Annotated in this window: 17 protein-coding genes and 3 pseudogenes; 14 read left to right on the top strand and 6 right to left on the bottom strand. The window is 46.4% G+C overall.

The genetic code is table 11. The features are described 5' to 3' along the window. Positions 1 to 16 precede the first annotated feature (16 nt). From D368_RS01705 to D368_RS01695, 3 genes and pseudogenes are all read right to left on the bottom strand, one after another. Complete coding sequence (locus D368_RS01705; RefSeq protein ID WP_029972918.1) at positions 17 to 691, bottom strand: glycosyltransferase family protein; 675 nt, start codon at positions 689 to 691, stop codon at positions 17 to 19. Then, positions 691 to 1,370 (bottom strand): annotated as a pseudogene (locus D368_RS01700) (class I SAM-dependent methyltransferase). Before D368_RS01700 ends, D368_RS01705 begins: the two are co-directional and overlap by 1 nt. A 217-nt stretch (positions 1,371 to 1,587) precedes the next feature. Beyond that, positions 1,588 to 1,749: an anti-repressor SinI family protein gene (locus D368_RS01695; RefSeq protein ID WP_029972917.1), complete on the bottom strand. Its 162-nt coding sequence runs from the start codon at positions 1,747 to 1,749 to the stop codon at positions 1,588 to 1,590. Positions 1,750 to 2,056: 307 nt separating this feature from the next. Here D368_RS01695 and D368_RS01690 point away from each other — a divergent pair, with 307 nt between their 5' ends. The 4 genes and pseudogenes from D368_RS01690 (at position 2,057) to galT (ending at position 4,960) form a co-directional block, all read left to right on the top strand. Then, positions 2,057 to 2,707: a TetR/AcrR family transcriptional regulator gene (locus D368_RS01690; RefSeq protein WP_128574491.1), complete on the top strand. Its 651-nt coding sequence runs from the start codon at positions 2,057 to 2,059 to the stop codon at positions 2,705 to 2,707. A gap of 79 nt (positions 2,708 to 2,786) precedes the next feature. Next, a complete protein-coding gene (locus tag D368_RS01685; protein ID WP_029325749.1) occupies positions 2,787 to 3,173 on the top strand; it encodes a GtrA family protein in 387 nt (128 codons plus the stop codon). A 154-nt stretch (positions 3,174 to 3,327) separates the two neighbouring features. Then, a pseudogene (locus D368_RS01680) lies at positions 3,328 to 3,429 on the top strand (galactokinase family protein); the annotation flags it as partial. After that, a complete protein-coding gene (gene galT, locus D368_RS01675) occupies positions 3,419 to 4,960 on the top strand; it encodes a UDP-glucose--hexose-1-phosphate uridylyltransferase (RefSeq protein WP_128574490.1) in 1,542 nt (513 codons plus the stop codon). The pseudogene D368_RS01680 and the gene galT, both read left to right, overlap by 11 nt. 16 nt (positions 4,961 to 4,976) lie before the next feature. On the opposite strand, the gene D368_RS01670 is transcribed toward galT, so the two are convergent. Continuing rightward, entirely contained in the window at positions 4,977 to 5,222 is a 246-nt protein-coding gene (locus D368_RS01670; RefSeq protein WP_003150926.1) for a GlsB/YeaQ/YmgE family stress response membrane protein, read from the bottom strand. A gap of 500 nt (positions 5,223 to 5,722) precedes the next feature. Between D368_RS01670 and qoxA the strand changes: the two genes are divergently transcribed. Genes qoxA through qoxD form a run of 4 tightly spaced genes read left to right on the top strand, consistent with a single transcriptional unit; the run spans position 5,723 to position 9,664 of the window. Next, positions 5,723 to 6,688: a cytochrome aa3 quinol oxidase subunit II gene (qoxA, locus tag D368_RS01665; protein WP_014306059.1), complete on the top strand. Its 966-nt coding sequence runs from the start codon at positions 5,723 to 5,725 to the stop codon at positions 6,686 to 6,688. 27 nt (positions 6,689 to 6,715) lie between these two features. Further along, positions 6,716 to 8,665 (top strand): cytochrome aa3 quinol oxidase subunit I, encoded by a 1,950-nt coding sequence (qoxB, locus tag D368_RS01660; RefSeq protein WP_128574489.1) that lies wholly within the window; start codon positions 6,716 to 6,718, stop codon positions 8,663 to 8,665. Positions 8,666 to 8,679: 14 nt separating this feature from the next. Then, positions 8,680 to 9,294: a cytochrome aa3 quinol oxidase subunit III gene (gene qoxC / locus D368_RS01655; RefSeq protein WP_003150930.1), complete on the top strand. Its 615-nt coding sequence runs from the start codon at positions 8,680 to 8,682 to the stop codon at positions 9,292 to 9,294. A gap of 1 nt (position 9,295) precedes the next feature. Next, the gene (qoxD, locus tag D368_RS01650; protein WP_014419185.1) at positions 9,296 to 9,664 is read left to right on the top strand and encodes a cytochrome aa3 quinol oxidase subunit IV; all 369 of its coding nucleotides are present in this window, start codon (positions 9,296 to 9,298) and stop codon (positions 9,662 to 9,664) included. A 43-nt stretch (positions 9,665 to 9,707) separates the two neighbouring features. Here the strand turns inward: qoxD and ywcE are convergent, their stop codons facing one another. Then, a complete protein-coding gene (ywcE, locus tag D368_RS01645) occupies positions 9,708 to 9,968 on the bottom strand; it encodes a spore morphogenesis/germination protein YwcE (RefSeq protein WP_003150937.1) in 261 nt (86 codons plus the stop codon). Between the two features lie 255 nt (positions 9,969 to 10,223). Here ywcE and D368_RS01640 point away from each other — a divergent pair, with 255 nt between their 5' ends. The 4 genes and pseudogenes from D368_RS01640 to D368_RS01625 all read left to right on the top strand — a co-directional run bounded on the left by D368_RS01640 (position 10,224) and on the right by D368_RS01625 (position 14,126). Further along, positions 10,224 to 10,721 (top strand): GNAT family N-acetyltransferase, encoded by a 498-nt coding sequence (locus D368_RS01640; protein ID WP_128574488.1) that lies wholly within the window; start codon positions 10,224 to 10,226, stop codon positions 10,719 to 10,721. A 201-nt stretch (positions 10,722 to 10,922) separates the two neighbouring features. Beyond that, a pseudogene (locus tag D368_RS01635) lies at positions 10,923 to 12,109 on the top strand (FtsW/RodA/SpoVE family cell cycle protein). Between the two features lie 102 nt (positions 12,110 to 12,211). Beyond that, entirely contained in the window at positions 12,212 to 12,961 is a 750-nt protein-coding gene (nfsA, locus tag D368_RS01630; protein ID WP_021494748.1) for an oxygen-insensitive NADPH nitroreductase, read from the top strand. A 163-nt stretch (positions 12,962 to 13,124) separates the two neighbouring features. After that, positions 13,125 to 14,126 carry an LLM class flavin-dependent oxidoreductase gene (locus D368_RS01625; protein ID WP_039253397.1) on the top strand — a complete coding sequence of 334 codons (1,002 nt, stop codon included), beginning with the start codon at positions 13,125 to 13,127 and terminating at the stop codon, positions 14,124 to 14,126. A gap of 41 nt (positions 14,127 to 14,167) precedes the next feature. Here the strand turns inward: D368_RS01625 and D368_RS01620 are convergent, their stop codons facing one another. After that, positions 14,168 to 16,579, bottom strand: a complete 2,412-nt coding sequence (locus D368_RS01620) for a S8 family peptidase (protein WP_101562545.1) — start codon at positions 16,577 to 16,579, stop codon at positions 14,168 to 14,170. Positions 16,580 to 17,102: 523 nt separating this feature from the next. Here D368_RS01620 and D368_RS01615 point away from each other — a divergent pair. Beyond that, the gene (locus D368_RS01615) at positions 17,103 to 17,417 is read left to right on the top strand and encodes a hypothetical protein (protein WP_128574487.1); all 315 of its coding nucleotides are present in this window, start codon (positions 17,103 to 17,105) and stop codon (positions 17,415 to 17,417) included. Between the two features lie 23 nt (positions 17,418 to 17,440). Then, a complete protein-coding gene (locus tag D368_RS01610) occupies positions 17,441 to 18,271 on the top strand; it encodes a PRD domain-containing protein (protein WP_003150954.1) in 831 nt (276 codons plus the stop codon). Positions 18,272 to 18,332: the final 61 nt, after the last annotated feature.

Genomic DNA, 18,332 nt, shown 5'->3' with positions numbered 1-18,332 from the left:
AAAAGCCCTCTTTGCATCAGCGAGAGGGCTTTGCCATATAGTGTTTGACAAATGTTTGTCTGTCCGCTTCATATGCCGCGGCGTCAAAGGAGTCGCCGCAAAAATGAAGGCACCAAGGGTCTTTCTGGCAGGCGACGCCGACTTGATAGCCGTGTTTTTGAAATTCGAGCGACTGTGATGTGTCGTAAAAATGAAAGCCGCGAAACAAATCCTCCCGCCACTCCACGTCATATTGAGCCGCCATTAACAAGCCGTCAATGGCGTCAGCGGGCGTAAACAGGCCGTCTTCATCACCGTGCTCAAAATCCAGCGGGTGATAAGCATTCCCCCGGTATTCAATCACTTTTCCCATCCGCTGTCCGCTTTCCCACCAAATGCCGTTCGGCGGCAGGGTTTTGCAGCCGGCGACACCAAGAAGGCCGAGCTCCTGATGAGATTGAAAGATATGAAGCATGTCATGAAGGAAATGCTGATGAATGATAAAAGTATCCTGATGCAGATAAATTTTATATTTGGAGGGGTGTTTCAGCGCTTTGTTGTAGGACGAGGCCATGCTTGCTGAATCGTATATCGGCAAGATATCAACGGAATGTGAAGGGGGGACGGTAAGCTTTAGAATATGGTTTTTGCATCGGGAGTAGAGCGACTCATCATTCACGCAAATGACAAACAGAAATGAATGTGAATCCATTACATGCTCCTCTCGGCCTCAATCACATATTGATAGGCCGATGCTTCTGTCATAAAGTCATGCCTTATGCCAAGCTGTACGCATACTTCGTGCAATGATGCGATAGCTTTGTGGTAAGAAGGGTGATCAACGCGGATCGCTTCAATGCGTTTCACCTCATAGCCGGCGGCTTTAAATAATGAAAGAGTCTCTTCCCGGGTAAAAAAACGCAGGTGGGTCTGATCCATTAATCCGGCGTCACTGTAAGTCCATTTGCCGGCTAAAAGCTCCAGCACGACTGAGATGTGGCCGACATTCGGTATGCATGCAAGCACAGTGCCGTCTTTTTTACATAAGGACGAAGCTTTTTCAGCACTGTCCACGGGTCGATAAGATGCTCAAGAACGTCTCCGAACAGCATGCAGTCGAATTGCTCTGGTTCGTACGGAAGAATGGCGGATTCAATGTCGCCGCAAAGCACATGGCTCAATTTGCTTTCCGCCTTTTTTGCGGCTTCGGGATACGCTTCAATGCCGTAAACCGTTATTCCGCGGTCTTCGATCGCCGCTCCTAAATTGCCCGTTCCGCAGCCGACATCAAGCACTGTCCGCCAGTTTTCGTCTATTTTGTTCAATAAATAAGGATTCAGGCCTTCGTAGTAGTTCTGTTGTTTTTCATCATAATAGGGATTCGTATCCATCTGTGTATCACCTCATAAATGGGCATAATACACAAGATATGCAGCGGGGGGATCTCATATCACCATGTTTGGCTGTTCAATTGCGGAATACGGACGGGAATGGTTGTCCGGTATACGGTTTGTTCTCTGATTCCCCTCTTATTGCGGGTGTTCCTTTGAAAACTCAGGTGCGGGCGGACTGTGGCAGGTCATATAGTAAAAGGATCCGCCTGTAATCTTACCGCTGGCGGATGGTGTTTTTCATTGGTGTTTTTTTCTTCACCGCTTTTTCAGTATTTAAGAAGCGCCTCACATCGTCAATGTTCAAACCCATGATTCTAGCCTCTTGAATTAACAATTGCCAATCTTGATCTATATCTTTCATTACATGAGTTTTCATAAGAACCTCCAATTGAAAAATTGATTTGCCCAGCTACAGCAGCCAATGTATAACAAATATCACACATAGTTGGCCGGTAATCCCAAATTGAAGATGAATTCACCTACCTATTCCCTAAGAAAATGACTGAAATAACCAAAATCCTTCAAGAATTCTTACATATAATAATAAACAAATAAATACTGACTGGATAGTATGCAAATAAAAATAAACCATATGACCTATTAATATTTACCCTCAAAACGTCGAATAGCATATTCTTTTTGCATAAAAAATACCGCAAAAGAATGATTCGGTGTAAGATAAAGTGAATGATCAAACAGCTGGGGTAAAAAATGAAAAAAACAAATTTCAAATTAAGAGAGAAGAAACATTTGAAAGTTTTATTGACGCAGGCCTTCATCTCCTGATTGAAAGAGCTTACGATTCAGTCTCAATCGATGACATCAGTAAAGCGGCGGGTTTCAGCAAAGGGGCGTTTTACGTTCATTTTGAAAGCAAGGAAGATTTTCTGAAGCATTTGTTAGAGAGGCGTCAGATTAAAAAAAGGATCATCACTGGCTATCTCGACGAATTAGAAAAGCAAACAGAGCGGCCGTTGACGCTTTGTGAAGCCGCGGCCAGCGCGGCCAGCCTGTTGATGCGGTTTGTAAACAGCAAGCCTGCCTGGAATGTTGTGTCTTTTGCCGTTCATATGCCTACTTACAAAGTCGTCAGTGAATATGAAGCTTATATCCGTCTTTATAAGTTATGGATAGAAGAAAGCACCATGTACATAAATTGGCTCAAATCGAGAAATTTAATAGAAGACCATATAGATACCGAGCATACCGCTAACATGATGTGCGCGCTCATCGACGGGATGATTAAGCAATCCAATGTGCTGGGAAGGCCGGTTACTTTCCGCAGCATGTTTGACGCGCTCTATGTTTTTGTCAGCGGCAGAAAATCAGGGTAACGTTCTTCTTGATTTGACAAAAGGTTTAGAAAAGTCTTTCAGAAAGCGAGGAACTGCCATGCGCTACAGAGAAATTATGATGTATATCATTATGGGGATATTCACGACCATCGTGAATATCGTCAGTTTTTACATTCTGACGTCGGCATTTGAGATGGATTACAAGGCGGCGACTGTCGCCGCTTGGATTCTGTCCGTTCTATTTGCTTATGTTACGAATAAACTGTATGTCTTTCAGCAAAAGACCGCGGGGATGCGGAGTCTGATGAAAGAATTAACGGCCTTTTTCAGCGTGCGGGTGCTGTCTCTCGCCATCGATCTCGCCATGATGATTCTTCTGGTCAGTCAATTTCATATGAACGAAACATTGGCGAAAATCGCCGATAACGTCATTATCGTAGTCGTCAACTATGCGGCCAGCAAGTGGATTGTCTTCAGAAAAGCGAAAGAAGAGGGCGTGTCATAACGGTTTCTTTCCGCGCCCCGGGGGGAAAGTGTAATGGTGGAAGAGGATGCGTATGAAGCACAAAATAAAGAAAGCGTTTGCTGATGTATTCGGGGGAATCCGAGACCTGCGCGTTTTCTTTGCGCCCGGCAGAGTATCTCATCGGAGAGCTAACGGGGCCCGCTATGAGGAGAAGACAGGGAGAAAAGCTGACTTTTACACGGCGGATATCGGAGCCGGAGCGAGAGAACTAAAGGGGGATGACGATGGCAATTGAGCGGCACGTGGAACGTTTAATCCGGTACGGATTGCAAAAAGAGCTGATTTCATTTCTTGATATTGAATATACAAGAAACCGTTTATACGAAACTTTGCATATTACCCATCCGGAGGCTTCAGAACAGAAAGAAAATGAATCGGCGGCATCATTGCCGGACATATTGGCCCCGATTTATGAATGGGCGGCAGAAACGGGCCGGATTGCAGCCGATACAGACACCTATCGCGACCTGCTGAGCGCGAAGATCATGGGCTGTTTTGCCCCGCAGCCGTCCGAGATTGTCCGTCGTTTTGAAGAAACAAAGGCGGTGCACGGGCCGGAGCAGGCGACAAAGGCGTTTTACCAATTTTCAGAGGATGTGTATTATATCCGTTCGGACAGAATACAGCGGAATGTCGGGTGGACGGCTGAGACGGCTTACGGAAAGCTGGACATCACGATCAACCTTTCAAAACCGGAAAAAGATCCGAAAGCAATTGCCGCTGCCAAAGAGCAGCCTCAATCCGATTATCCGAGATGTGTTCTTTGTAAAGAAAATGTCGGGTACGAGGGGAGACCGGATCACCCGGCGCGTCAAAACCTTCGTGTCATTCCGGTCATTCTCGGCGATGAGCAGTGGTTTCTGCAATTTTCTCCGTATGTGTATTACCGGGAGCATTGCATCGTTTTGAAAGACCGGCACGAACCGATGAAGATCAGCAAAAAAACGTTTGACAGGCTGCTGTCGTTTGTCAGCCAGTATCCTCATTATTTTCTCGGTTCCAATGCTGATCTGCCGATTGTCGGCGGCAGTATTTTAAGCCACGACCATTTTCAGGGGGGCCATTATGAATTCCCGATGGCGCGGGCGGAGACAGAAAGCCGGTACAGGCTGCCTGACTATCCGAAAACGGTGCTGGGAATTGTGAAGTGGCCGATGTCGGTCATCCGCCTGCAAAGCGAGAGCGCGTCTGAGCTTTCCGGCGCGGCGGATGCCATCCTGCGGGCGTGGCGCGGTTATTCCGATGAGGCGGCTGATCTCCTCGCCTTTTCAGGAGAAACACCGCACAATACAATTACGCCGATTGCCCGGCGGAGAAACGGTTTATTCGAATTAGATCTCGTCCTCAGAAATAACCGCACCTCTGATGAGCATCCGCTGGGAATTTTTCATCCCCATCAGGAAGTTCATCACCTGAAAAAAGAAAATATCGGACTGATTGAGGTAATGGGGCTTGCAATTCTGCCGGGCCGCCTTGAACAAGAAATGAAATACACGGCTGAAGCGCTGTGCTCCCCGGACCCGGAAGCGGTCTTAACGGCAGACCCTTCTGCGGCAAAGCATAAAGATTGGGCGCTCAGTGTGCTGCATAAGCGGAAGGTAACGAAAGAAAACGCGGAACAGATTCTGAAAGAGGAAATCGGCCATGCCTTTGCGCGGATACTGGAGCATGCCGGCGTCTTTAAACAGACAGAAGAAGGCAGAGCGGCTTTCCGGCGGTTTATCCGCCATTTGGGCGCTCTACCGGAAAAAAGCCCCATCCCATAAGGGACGAGGCTTTTTTTTATCCTCTGCTTCTGGCGATCAGGCTGAATAAGAATACCACGATCGCAGCTCCGATGATTGCCGGAATGATGGCAAAGCCGGCAAGGTGAGGACCCCATGTGCCGAGCAGTCCGTGCCCGATCCATGCGCCGATCAGACCGGCGATCATTGACCCGATGATTCCCCCGGGCATACTGCCTTTTACAAATAAACTTCCGATCCAGCCGATAATAATAGCGACAATCAGAGATACGATAAAACCCATAAATATCACTTCCTATTTTTATTATTTATGCCTATATGTTTCCTTCGTTTTGTCCATATTAAACATATGAATGCGTTTTTTATAATGAACATATCAAGGCGCGTTCCGGTCTTTTTTTTCACAATGCGTTGCGTTAAAATGGAAACCGTGTGAAAAGGTGTGAGCAAAGGAAAAAATATTTCTTTTGTAGAATGTTTAACAAAATGAAACTTTTTGTTGACCAGCGATTTTTATTATGGTAAACCTTTATTTGGTATTATTCGTTCTCGCTATCTTTTTTCTCTATATATGCTAAATGATCTAAAACTTTTTATGTTTGATTTACGCAAGTGGAAAAAGTTCATGCATTTTTTGACGATTTTGTGACATTAGGTCGAAAAAAAGATGAACTTTAGAAAAAATAAAGCTAATAAGTGCAGATTTTGATAGCATAACAAGGTAGATAGAGAAAAGATTTTGAGAAAGTACATTTCAGATTCACTACATCAATAGGAAGGATGGTGATCTTCTTGTTCAGAGCATTTAAACCGTTACTTTTATTAGCGATGTTGGCTGTTGTTTTCGTACTGGGCGGATGCAGCGACATTTCCGTTTTAGATCCGAAAGGACCTGTAGCAGACCAGCAGAAAGATCTGATTCTCTTGTCAATCGGATTTATGCTGTTCATTGTCGGCGTCGTATTCGTACTATTTACAATCATTTTAGTGAAATACCGCGACCGCAAAGGCAAAGACAGCGGAAATTACAAGCCCGAGATGCACGGCAACACGTTCTTAGAAGTAGTCTGGACAGTGATCCCAATTTTAATTGTTATTGCACTTTCTGTGCCTACCGTACAGACGATATATTCGTTAGAAAAAGCGCCTGAAGCGACAAAGGATAAAGAGCCTCTTGTTGTTTATGCTACTTCGGTAGACTGGAAATGGGTATTCAGCTACCCTGAGCAGGATATTGAGACGGTTAACTACCTGAACATTCCTGTAGACCGTCCGGTTTTATTTAAAATTTCTTCAGCAGATTCAATGGCATCGCTATGGATTCCTCAGCTTGGGGGACAAAAATACGCGATGGCGGGAATGCTGATGGATCAATACTTACAAGCTGACAAAGTGGGAACATATGAAGGCCGCAACGCGAACTTCACCGGCGAACACTTTGCCGACCAGAAATTCAACGTAAAAGCTGTTACGCAAAAAGACTTTAACAGCTGGGTGAAAAAAGCCCAAAGCGATTCTCCAAAGCTGACGAAAGAGAAGTATGACGAACTGATGCTTCCGGAGAATGTCGGAAAATTAACGTTCTCTTCTACACACTTAAAATACGTTGACCACGGCCAAGATGCCGAATATGCGATGGAGGCGCGCAAACGCCTTGGCTACAAAGCCGTATCACCGCACTCTAAAACAGACCCGTGGGAAGATGTAAAGAAAAACGAATTTAAAGTATCCGACGATAAACAAGATTGAAATTGAACAAGAAAGGAGGAAGCCCGAATGAAATTGAGATGGGATGAATTTTTTGTAACAGGTGACCCATTAATTCTGGGCGCACAAGTTTCCATTGCGCTTTCCACTATCGCTATCATCGTTGTACTCACATACTTCAAAAAGTGGAAATGGCTCTGGTCTGAATGGCTGACGTCTGTAGACCATAAGAAACTTGGAATCATGTACATTATCTCTGCTGTTATCATGCTGTTCCGCGGCGGGGTCGACGGCTTGATGATGCGCGCCCAGTTAGCGCTTCCTAATAACAGTTTTTTAGACTCAAACCACTATAATGAGATCTTTACGACTCACGGTACGATCATGATTATCTTCATGGCGATGCCGTTTTTAATCGGTCTGATCAACGTTGTCGTACCTTTGCAGATCGGTGCGCGCGACGTAGCATTCCCTTACTTGAACAACCTGAGTTTCTGGACGTTCTTTGTAGGTGCGATGCTTTTCAATATTTCTTTCGTTATCGGAGGTTCTCCGAACGCAGGATGGACGAGTTACATGCCGCTGGCAAGCAACGACATGAGTCCCGGGCCTGGTGAGAACTTCTACCTGCTCGGTCTTCAGATTGCCGGTATCGGTACGCTGATGACGGGTATCAACTTTATGGTGACGATCCTGAAAATGCGTACGAAAGGCATGACGCTGATGCGTATGCCGATGTTCACATGGACGACGCTGATTACAATGGTTATTATCGTATTCGCCTTCCCTGTTTTGACAGTGGCATTGGCGCTGTTATCATTTGACCGTTTGTTCGGCGCTCACTTTTTCACGCTGGAAGCCGGCGGTATGCCGATGCTTTGGGCTAACTTGTTCTGGATTTGGGGACACCCTGAAGTATATATCGTTATCTTACCGGCATTCGGTATTTTCTCTGAAATTATTTCAGCGTTTGCAAGAAAGCAGTTATTCGGTTACAAAGCGATGGTCGGCTCAATTATCGCCATTTCCGTCCTGAGTTTCCTTGTATGGACTCACCACTTCTTCACAATGGGGAACAGTGCGTCTGTTAACTCTTTCTTCTCGATTACAACGATGGCGATTTCGGTTCCGACCGGGGTTAAAATCTTTAACTGGCTCTTTACGATGTATAAAGGCCGAATCAGTTTTACAACACCGATGCTGTGGGCGCTCGCGTTCATCCCGAACTTCGTTGTCGGCGGGGTAACAGGGGTTATGCTTGCGATGGCTGCAGCGGATTATCAATACCATAATACGTACTTCCTCGTATCTCACTTCCACTATGTGCTGATCGCGGGTACGGTATTTGCATGTTTCGCAGGATTTATTTTCTGGTATCCGAAAATGTTCGGCCACAAGCTGAACGAAAGAATCGGAAAATGGTTCTTCTGGATCTTTATGATCGGATTTAATGTATGTTTCTTCCCTCAATACTTCTTGGGGCTGCAAGGTATGCCTCGCCGTATTTACACTTACGGACCGAATGACGGATGGACTGCATTGAACTTTATTTCAACTGTCGGAGCCTTCATGATGGGTGTCGGATTCTTAATCCTTTGCTACAACATCTACTACAGCTTCCGCTACTCTACTCGCGAGATCAGCGGAGATTCATGGGACGTGGGACGTACGCTTGAGTGGGCGACTTCATCTGCGATTCCGCCGCATTACAACTTTGCGGTGCTTCCTGAAGTGAAATCTCAAGATGCGTTATTGCAATTGAAAGAAGACAAAACGGATATTCATCCGGAAAGCAAGTTCAAGAAAATCCATATGCCGCACAACTCCGGAAGACCGCTTATTATGTCAGTGGCGTTCGGTATTGCAGGCTTCGGACTTGTATTTGAATGGTTCTGGATGGGCATTGTCGGCTTGATCGGCATTCTGCTTTGCATGGTGCTTCGTTCATTTGAATATGACAATGGCTACTATATACCTGTTGAAGAAATAAAAGAGACGGAAAGAAAGATTTCCGAATAAAGGAGGCGTGATTTATGGAACATGCAGAACACGGCAATTCTAACGCGCCTATGGAATATCAATCTGAAACCGGCAGACTCAATATTCTCGGGTTTTGGATCTTTTTAGGGGCAGAGATTGTGTTGTTCTCAACACTATTTGCAACCTTCTTCGTTCTTCAAAGAAGAACAGCAGGAGGAGTCTTACCGGCTGAATTATTTGAAGTGAAGCTTGTCATGATCATGACATTCCTGCTTCTGATCAGCAGTTTCACCTGCGGGATCGCTGTTCATGAAATGCGTCGCGGAAGTTTAAAAGGCGTCGTCATTTGGACGATCATTACGCTTCTTCTCGGCGCGGGCTTCGTCGGATGTGAGCTTAACGAGTTCATCCACTATGTACATGAAGGAGCATCTCTCGGTACAAGTGCTTTCTGGTCTGGATTCTTCGTCCTTCTGGGAACGCACGGAACGCACGTAACGATCGGTATCTTCTGGATTGCCGGCATCTTACTGCAATTGAAGAAACGCGGATTAACGCCGCAGACGTCTTCAAAAATCTTTATCTCAAGTTTATACTGGCACTTCTTAGACGTTGTTTGGATCTTCATCTTTACAGGCGTCTATCTCATCGGATTGGGGGGACTATAATATGGCAAACAAATCTGCTGAACACAGCCACTTTCCGTGGAAGCATATCGTAGGTTTTGCGTTGTCTATTATTCTGACCCTGCTGGCCCTTTGGGTTGCGGTATATACGGAATTAAGCCCATCAGCAAAACTGTGGATCATTTTCGGATTCGCATTTATCCAAGCCGGCCTTCAGCTTCTCATGTTCATGCACATGACAGAAAGCGAAAACGGCGGAATTCAAGTCGGAAACACGCTCTTCGGATTTTTCGGAGCGATTGTTATCATCCTTGGTTCCATCTGGATTTTTGCGGCGCACTACCATCACGGGGACCATATGGATGGAAACCCTCCTGGCGGTGCGAAGCAACATTCCGAACATCAGGAATAAAAAGAAACCCTCTTCGTTCAGGCGAAGAGGGTTTTTTGTGCCTTTATTGGCTTCTTCTCCGGCGCAGGCGCGGAAGGCCATAAATGATAAAGGCGGCGATATGGGCAACGATGACGTTGACGGCAAACAGGATGATCATGAGTGTGTGGCCGAGAGGGGACAGGCTGCTGGTTGCGTAAAAGTAGAAGAAAACCCACATGAGAATAATTGGCGGTATGGCCGAAAGAGCGACTTTTTTGTTATCCAGCCAGATAAAGAGGGGTGTTGCGCTTGCGACCAGTAAATAAGCAAAAAACATGTCCATCTTACATGTCTCCTTTCATTTTATGGCAGCGTTTCCAAAATGAAATGCAGAGAATAAAATGTGTCTGTTTTGTGGTCGTTTTTTGAACATTTTGTTACAATTATTATACCATGTTTTCCAATTTTTGATACCGCTTTTTCGAGAAATGTATTGCAACTATTGCCTCATTTTTGGATAGGTACAAGAAACCGGAAAGGTCAAATACCCTGTCACATTTCCGTACAAGGGAATGGCGCACGGCTTTGAACCTTTGCCATGTTCAAAGAAAACATGCACAGCGAGGGTGGGTTTGAAGTGGACATAACAAAAGACGATGTCACAGCGCCGGAGGTCATTGCGCTTTTGCAGGAGCATCTGAAGAGCATGACCATGCATTCTCCCCCGGAAAGTATACACGCGCTCAATGCGGACCGGCTGCGTCAGCCTGACGTTACGTTTTGGAGTGCGAGGGAAGACGGCGTCCTGCTCGGCTGCGGCGCCTTAAAGGAGCTAAACAGCCGGCACGGTGAGATCAAATCAATGAAAACCTCTCCGAATCATATCAGAAAAGGCGCAGCCAAGCGGATCCTCCGCCATATGCTTGAAGAAGCAAGGCGGCGGGGCTATGAGCGGATCAGCTTAGAAACCGGTTCTATGGAGGCTTTTCTCCCCGCCAGACGCCTGTATGAAAAAGCCGGGTTTCAATATTGTGATTCGTTTGCACATTATAAAGAGGACCCGAACAGCTTGTTTATGACGTTAAACATAGGCTGAAACCCCTTTTCTGACGAGAAGGGGTTTTTTATCGGAAAAGTTTCATCATGACCGAAACATTTCCTTTTCTGACACGTCATATGTCGTGTAGTCCCCAAACCGTAAAAAATAAAAAGGAAGCAACCTCATCATGTTTTCTTGAACGGTGTTCATGTATAATAAACAATAGTGACTTCCGATGAAAATGTAAGGCGGGATAGAATGAGTCGATATAAGAAACAGCAAAATCCCTATTATCAGGGGGATTTGATTTTTATATTTGGTGTGTTTTTAATAATTAGTGTTGCGGCGATTTATGCGGCCGGACAGTTCGGGCAGTATGGAGGCAGTGCCTGGATGAAGCAGATTGTCTTCTATGTTATAGGTGCGGGATTCATCGGATTATTGCTGTACTTTGATTTAGAGCAGCTTGAGAAACTGAGTCTGTATGTATTGATTGCCGGCGTGCTGTCGCTGCTCCTTCTGCGTGTGGCGCCGGAATCCATCGCGCCGATTAAAAACGGAGCGAAGAGCTGGTTTCAAATCGGAAACTTTACCCTCCAGCCCTCTGAGTTTACGAAAATAGGAATTATGATGATGGTCGCGTCCATTATATCGAAGGCGGGCCCGAAAGATCAAAGATCACTTCGGGAAGATGTGAATCTGCTTTTGAAAATTGCGGCATGGACGGTTATTCCGATCGGGATGATCGTTTTGCAGGATGCCGGAACGGGTGCGATCTGTCTGTTTATCGTTATGGTGATGGTGTTTATGTCTGGTGTAAACTGGAAGCTGATCACCATCATCGGCGGTTCGGCCGCGCTTGTGCTTGGCCTTTTCTTAGTGCTGGTAATTGAATTTCCCCATGTGGCGAATTCAATCGGCATTGCGGATTATCAAATTAACCGGATTACATCGTGGATGTCTGACTCCAGTGCGGCAACGACTCAGGCCGAGAGCGATAAAAGCTGGCAGGTGGATCAGGCCGTTATGGCGATCGGATCGGGCGGCATTACCGGAAACGGCGTTCATAATCTGAAGGTGTACGTACCTGAGGGACAGACTGACTTTATCTTTGCGATTTTGGGTGAAAGTTTTGGGTTTTTAGGCTGCGCCATTGCGGTTGTCATGTTTTCTTTTAATTTACAGGCTTGTGGTGCTGATTGACCGCTTGCATGCGTTTAACCGATTTGGCGCGTTTTTTTGCGTAGGGTTTACTGCACTTATCGTGATTCACACCTTCCAGAACATCGGGATGAATATCGGCATTATGCCGGTTACAGGTATTCCGCTGCTGTTTGTCAGCTATGGGGGGGAGCTCGGTGCTTTCTACATTAATCAGCTTCGGGATCGTATATAACGCAAGTGTGCAGCTGACGAAATATAAAAGCTACTTGTTCAATTCTTAATGTGAGACGGCTCGTTTTTCGGGCTGTCTTTTTTTGTTTAGAGCATTTCGCTTTTGACATGATTCCCTTTCGGATATGATATATAAAGAAGGAGGCTTTTATATGAACAATACCATCGAAACTATACTTAATCATCGGTCGATCCGATCATTTACTGACGAGCTTCTGACAGCAGAAGAGATAGATACATTAGTGAAAAGCGCCCAGGCGGCGTCAACGTCCAGTTACGTGCAGGCTTACTCCATCATCGGCGTAACCGATAAGGAGAAAAAGCGGAAGCTGGCGGCACTGGCCGGAAACCAGCCTTACGTCGAAAATAACGGGCACTTGTTTGTGTTTTGCGCTGATTTGTACCGTCATAAAAAACTTGCTGAGGAAAAAGGCGAAAACATTACCGAGCTTCTTGAGAATACGGAAATGTTTATGGTCAGCGTCATTGATGCCGCACTTGCCGCACAAAACGTAAGTGTTGCCGCGGAATCAATGGGACTCGGCATTTGTTATATCGGAGGCATTCGAAATGAACTTGATCAGGTGACGGAAGTGCTTGGTACACCTGATCATGTGCTGCCGCTGTTCGGCTTGGTAGTCGGTCATCCCGCTCATCCGTCCGGTCAAAAGCCGCGCCTGCCGAAACAAGCCGTATATCATGAAAACACGTACGATACGAATGAAGAAAACTTCCGCAGTTATATGAAGGAATATGATGAAACCATTTCCGATTATTATGATAAACGGACAAACGGCAAGCGGGTTGAAACGTGGTCTGATCAAATCCTGCAGTTCATGAAACAAAAACCGAGAACCTATTTAAATCAATATGTAAAAGATAAAGGTTTTCAAAAGAATTAAGAAAAAACCTCTCCTGACCGGGAGAGGTTTTTTTATGTTTCACGTGTAACATATTTCGACAAAATGGAACAAGGTATATAAATGTTTATCATCAGGGATGCTTATAAGCATACAGAAAGAAAAAACGGCTTAGCAGTGGTACGATGTTGATGAGGTGACAGTGATGATTTCATTAAGTATATTGGATCAATCTCCTGTATCAGAAGGGTGTTCTGCGGAAAGTGCACTGCGGAATACAGTAAGACTGGCGCAGGAGGCGGAAAAGCTCGGATATAAGAGGTTTTGGGTGTCAGAGCATCATTTTTCAGAGCGGTTGGCGGGTTCAAGCCCTGAAGTGCTGATCAGTCATATTGCGGCGAAAACGAATGACATTCGGGTAGGATCAGGCGGTGTCATGCTTCCGCATTACAGCGCATATAAAGTGGCGGAGAATTTCCGCGTGCTTGAAGGGTTGACGCCGGGCAGAATCGATCTCGGATTAGGGAGAGCGCCGGGCGGAATGCCGATCGCATCATGGGCGCTGAATGACGGCGGGAAGCGTAACGCTGATCAATATCCGCAGCAGCTTCGTGAGCTGGCGATGTATTTGCATGATGCAGCTGATGACAATCACCGTTTTCCGAATCTGACCGCATCACCCCTTATTAAGACGGCGCCGGAAGTCTGGCTTCTCGGTTCTTCGGGGGAAAGCGCGCTTCTGAGCGCAGAAATGGGAGCAGGCTATATGTTTGCCCATTTTATTAATGGAGAAGGCGGAGAAAGCACGACAGCACAATATAAGCGCAGATTTAAACCTTCTGTATTAGGAAAAGAACCAAAAACAGCCGTGGCGGTGTTTGTACTGTGCGCGGATACGGAGGAGAAAGCGGAGGAACTCGCGGCTGTCATGGATTATACGCTGCTTGCAGGTGAACAGGGGATTCCGCTTCACGGCGTACCGTCTTACGAAACCGTCCGCGGCAATACGTATACACCGTATGAACAAAGACGAATTGCCGATAATCGGAATCGGATGATCATCGGAACGAAGCAGCAAGTGAAGGAACAGATTGTGGCTCTCAGTAAAGCATATGGAACGGAAGAAGTGATGGCTGTAACCATTACTCATCATTTTGAAGATAAACTTCAGTCATACCGTCTGCTTCGAGAAGCTTTTGCCGAATAGTCAGAAAGAAACCCTGCTGTTGCTCCAGCAGGGCTGTTCGGTTATTCAATGATAAAAGGTTTTTCAGTCAGCACCTGGCTTGATTTCCCTTTGTTCGCGGCATAGGCCAGCATATAATATTCTCCTGCGGGAAGTGCGGTGTCACCATTGACTTTGCCGTTCCAGTCGAAATATTGATAGCCTTTATCCTGCTTTTTGTAGATGCCGGCTTGGCCTATAAAGTCAAGATTACTGTCATATACAAGGAAGGCAAGCTCTTCGGCTCCCGCCGGAAGATAGGTTTCAATTTGGTAGGTTCCCTGCGTTGTGCCGTCCTGCACGTCGATTGACGTCACGCGCGGATAGTCCGGCTCTTTTACAATCAGGAGCGTCGGCACTTTTGCGACTGTTTTTCCGCCTTCACGCACTGTGACGGTTCCCTCATAGGTGCCCGCCTTTACTTTTTTGGCATTGACCTTTACTTTCGCATTGACCTTTCCGGTTTGATGAGCGGGGATCACGACCCGGTCTGTGCCCGAAACGGTAATGCCCGTGCCGTTGAAAGAATACTCGAGCTGATATGATTTTCTGATGGACGATTGGTTTTCAATCGTAAAGGTTTCTTTTTTCGTTTCATTGCCTTTGTCTTTCATAAACGTTCCGTAAGAATAACTTCCCGGGGCGACAAGGGAGTCTGCTTTGATCGCCTTCATGATTCTGATGCTTCCGGCGCCTTGCGCATTATGCGGGTATACGTCACCGTCCGCGTCCGTTAAGGTTTCCGCCGTGTTCATGAGAGCGGCTTTTATTTGTTCCGGGCTCCATTTCGGTTTGGCCTGCTTGATGACGGCAGCTGCGCCGGCTACATGCGGAGAAGCCATGCTCGTTCCCTGCTTCGATCCGTAGCCGTACGGGTCGGCCGGATCATGGGTCGGAATGGTGCTCACGATGTTTACGCCGGGAGCGGAGACGTCAGGTTTAATCATCCACGTGTCCATAACCGGGCCGCGTGACGAAAAGTCTGCCATTTGTTCAGTGAGCGATTTAGCGACGGATAAATGGAATGTCGCTTTTGTGCCGCCCGCTTTTAATTGGCTGACGAGTTTTTCGCCGTCTTCTGATGAAAGCTTAACCGTCGGCACGGACATGCCCGGTACATTGGCTTCAATTTCTCCCGGAGCATTGTTATACACAACCATACCGATCGCGCCCGCTTTTTTGGCGTTGTCTGCTTTATCCACAAAGGCGATGCTGCCCCGTTTGACGACCGCGACTTTTCCTTTCAGATCTTTGCCTTCAAAATCCTTTTGCTCGCCGATACCCGCCTCTATGAGCTCTGTTTCTTTTTTATTCAGTGCTTTTATGTCATCTTCTTTGTTGTAGCCCATTACTTTCGCTGAGGAATAGGAACCGAAGGAGACGGCGTACTCGTTCAGCGGCAGCTGGGTCGCTCCGACGGAGATGGCTTCTCTGGACGTTCCCGGAGAGCCGACGGTCCAATTGTTCGGCCCGCTGTTTCCGTTTGATGTAACGGCCGTGACGCCTTCTGACATCGCCCAGTCAAGCGCCGTGCTTGTCGCCCAGTCCGGGTTATTCACAGAATTGCCGAGAGAAAGGTTCATGACATCCGCTCCGTCCTGTACGGCGCGTTCAATGCCGGCGATGACGTTCTCCGTTGTTCCGCTTCCGCCCGGACCGAGCACACGGTAGGCAAGGAGTGTAGCATCCGGCGCTACGCCTTTAATCGTTCCGTTTGCCGCTACCGTGCCCGCGACATGGGTTCCGTGGTCAGTCGACGCGCCTCTCGGATCACCGGACGGCGTTTCTTCAGGATCGTAATCGTTATCCACAAAATCGTATCCTTTATATTGTCCGAAATTTTTCTTTAAGTCAGGGTGTTTATATTCGACACCGGTATCAATAATGGCCACCTTGACGCCTTTTCCCGTATAGCCGAGCTTCCACGCGTCATTTGCCCCTATATAAGGCGCGCTGTCATCCATCTGCGGAGACACGGCATCCTTAGATAGGGTGATGTCTTTATCTTTCAGCTGATCGGTATGATAGGTGACGTTCGGATAAACCGCTTTGACATCCTGATCACTCAGCAGTTTGGGGATTTCATTTGCCGGGAGTTTCATGGAGAAGCCGGAAAACACTTGCTCATATTCCCTGTTGATTTTTCCGTGTTTAATGGTTTTGAGCGCTTTCTTTTTCACTTTTGAGCGTTCGCTTTTCAGCTTGCTTTTTGTCTGTGCTTTGCCGAGTTCCTTTGCTTCCGCCAGTGACTTTTCCTTCAGCTCGACGATGACTGTCGTTTGTTTGCCGGTGGTCATATCAATGTCACCGAACACCTCAGCCTTCTCAAGATCAGGAGTTTGCGGTTTTGAAGCCGGCGCAGCCTGTGAACTTGTGGATAAGGTAAAGGATAAGACAAAAGCCGGAAGCAGATAACGGATGATTCCTTTTTTCAATCGTGTTTCCCCCTTTTCTTTATCTGAAATAGAAATCTAGTATATATTTCTTGAAAATTCAAAATAATCCTTGTGACATATGACTCATTTATGGAAATTGGTCTGTGAATAAGGAGGGAGTTATACACAGAATCCTGTGTATAACTGAATAAAATTGTGTATATATATTGTTGGGAACGAGTGTTCCTATACAAAATATAGATCGAGTTTGTGGATATGTGGATATACCCTGTGTTTAAGCTGTGCTTAACCAAGGGATAAGGTGTGTATAACTTTTTTATCGGCTTTTCCATTTTTCAGGTCATTTCCATCAGCTTTCAACAAAACTTCTGAAAACTAGTTTGTTTTTTCACTCATATTGTGACAAACAATTCGCCCGGCCGCGTCTATCATAGAGTCATAGGGTTGCTAGACCCGCTAGTTTTTAGCGGAGAAGGATCGGCCGCCTTTTCCGTTAAAGCGGAGAGAAAAACAGGCCTGCGAACAAGCTGTCTGTCAAAAAGAAGCGGAGGGATGATTTGCAATGAAACGTTTGCTAGTATCTTTACGGGTGTGGATGGTCTTTCTGATGAACTGGATGGCGCTGGGTAACGGAAGATATCCATTAGCCGCCGTGTACGGAAACCAAGCGGCTTATCATAAGAAAGCGAAGCGGACGGCTGGGGCTTTTTCGTTTGTGAGCCGTGTCCGATCGGCGGATTTGACCGATGAAACGAAATCGGCCCGCGGCAGGCTGGATAAAAACCGATGGATGCCTGTCCGCAAAGAATTGCCGAAACGGGAGCGCGCGGGTCCGGCACCTTTACATCATATGAAAAAGAGGGTACAATCCCACTAAACATATGAACGGGAGCGAACCTCTTGAGAATAGACAAAGTATTAAATAACAATGCGGCGTTAATAAAAGAAGACGGACGGGAAAAGATCGTAATGGGTCCCGGAATCGCTTTTCAAAAGAGAAAAAATGATGTGATTCAAAAACATAAAATTGAAAAAATATTTGTCGTGCACGACGAAAATGAAAAGTTCAAACAAGTGTTAGAAACGCTTCCCGAAGAGCATATAGAGGCGGCTGAAGATATCATCAGCCATGCGGAGGGAGAGCTTGCGGCACCTTTGAACGATCACATCCACATTGCGCTGGCGGACCATTTATCCTTTGCGATCGAAAGGATTCAAAACGGCCTTCAGGTGCATAACCGATTGCTTCATGAAATTAAGGCGCTTTATAAAAAAGAATATGAAATCGGCCGCTGGGCGGTTGAACACGTGAAACAAACCCTCGGTATATCATTGCCTGATGATGAGGCGGGGTATATCGCGCTTCATATCCACACTGCTAAGGCGGATGCCAAAAGCATGTATTCGGCGATGAAGCATACAACCATGATCAAAGAAATGATCGAAAAGATCGAATCCTTTTTCGAACAGAAGGTGGATGAAGACAGTATTTCCTATCAGCGCCTCGTCACGCACTTGCGGTATGCGGTCAGCCGGTTGGACTCAAATGAAGCACTCCATTCCATGGACGAGGAGATGCTTTATTTCATCCAAAAAAAGTATCCGTTTGCTTATCGGTGTGCGCTTGAACTGGCGGCGTTCTTAAAAAATGAATATGATTTGGAACTGCCGGAATCCGAGGCCGGCTATATTACGCTGCATGTCCAGCGTCTGCAAAAAAACCCGGAATAACACGTCTGTTTCGAGAAACAGACTTTTTTTTGAAAACATATTGACGAAAGCGCTATCATGA

The organism is Paenibacillus lentimorbus NRRL B-30488, assembly GCF_000411595.1.
Classification (GTDB): Bacteria; Bacillota; Bacilli; order Bacillales; family Bacillaceae; genus Bacillus; species Bacillus velezensis.
Note: the sequence above shows the minus strand (reverse complement) of the source record. Positions and strands in the feature narration are given on the sequence as shown.

Coding starts and splice junctions, on each gene's coding strand:
- D368_RS01705 (WP_029972918.1), bottom strand. CDS start 691: ATGGATTCACATTCATTTCTGTTTGTCATTTGCGTGAATGATGAGTCG.
- D368_RS01695 (WP_029972917.1), bottom strand. CDS start 1,749: ATGAAAACTCATGTAATGAAAGATATAGATCAAGATTGGCAATTGTTA.
- D368_RS01685 (WP_029325749.1), top strand. CDS start 2,787: ATGTATATCATTATGGGGATATTCACGACCATCGTGAATATCGTCAGT.
- galT (WP_128574490.1), top strand. CDS start 3,419: ATGGCAATTGAGCGGCACGTGGAACGTTTAATCCGGTACGGATTGCAA.
- D368_RS01670 (WP_003150926.1), bottom strand. CDS start 5,222: ATGGGTTTTATCGTATCTCTGATTGTCGCTATTATTATCGGCTGGATC.
- qoxB (WP_128574489.1), top strand. CDS start 6,716: ATGAAATTGAGATGGGATGAATTTTTTGTAACAGGTGACCCATTAATT.
- qoxC (WP_003150930.1), top strand. CDS start 8,680: ATGGAACATGCAGAACACGGCAATTCTAACGCGCCTATGGAATATCAA.
- qoxD (WP_014419185.1), top strand. CDS start 9,296: ATGGCAAACAAATCTGCTGAACACAGCCACTTTCCGTGGAAGCATATC.
- ywcE (WP_003150937.1), bottom strand. CDS start 9,968: ATGGACATGTTTTTTGCTTATTTACTGGTCGCAAGCGCAACACCCCTC.
- D368_RS01640 (WP_128574488.1), top strand. CDS start 10,224: ATGTTCAAAGAAAACATGCACAGCGAGGGTGGGTTTGAAGTGGACATA.
- nfsA (WP_021494748.1), top strand. CDS start 12,212: ATGAACAATACCATCGAAACTATACTTAATCATCGGTCGATCCGATCA.
- D368_RS01625 (WP_039253397.1), top strand. CDS start 13,125: ATGATTTCATTAAGTATATTGGATCAATCTCCTGTATCAGAAGGGTGT.
- D368_RS01615 (WP_128574487.1), top strand. CDS start 17,103: ATGAAACGTTTGCTAGTATCTTTACGGGTGTGGATGGTCTTTCTGATG.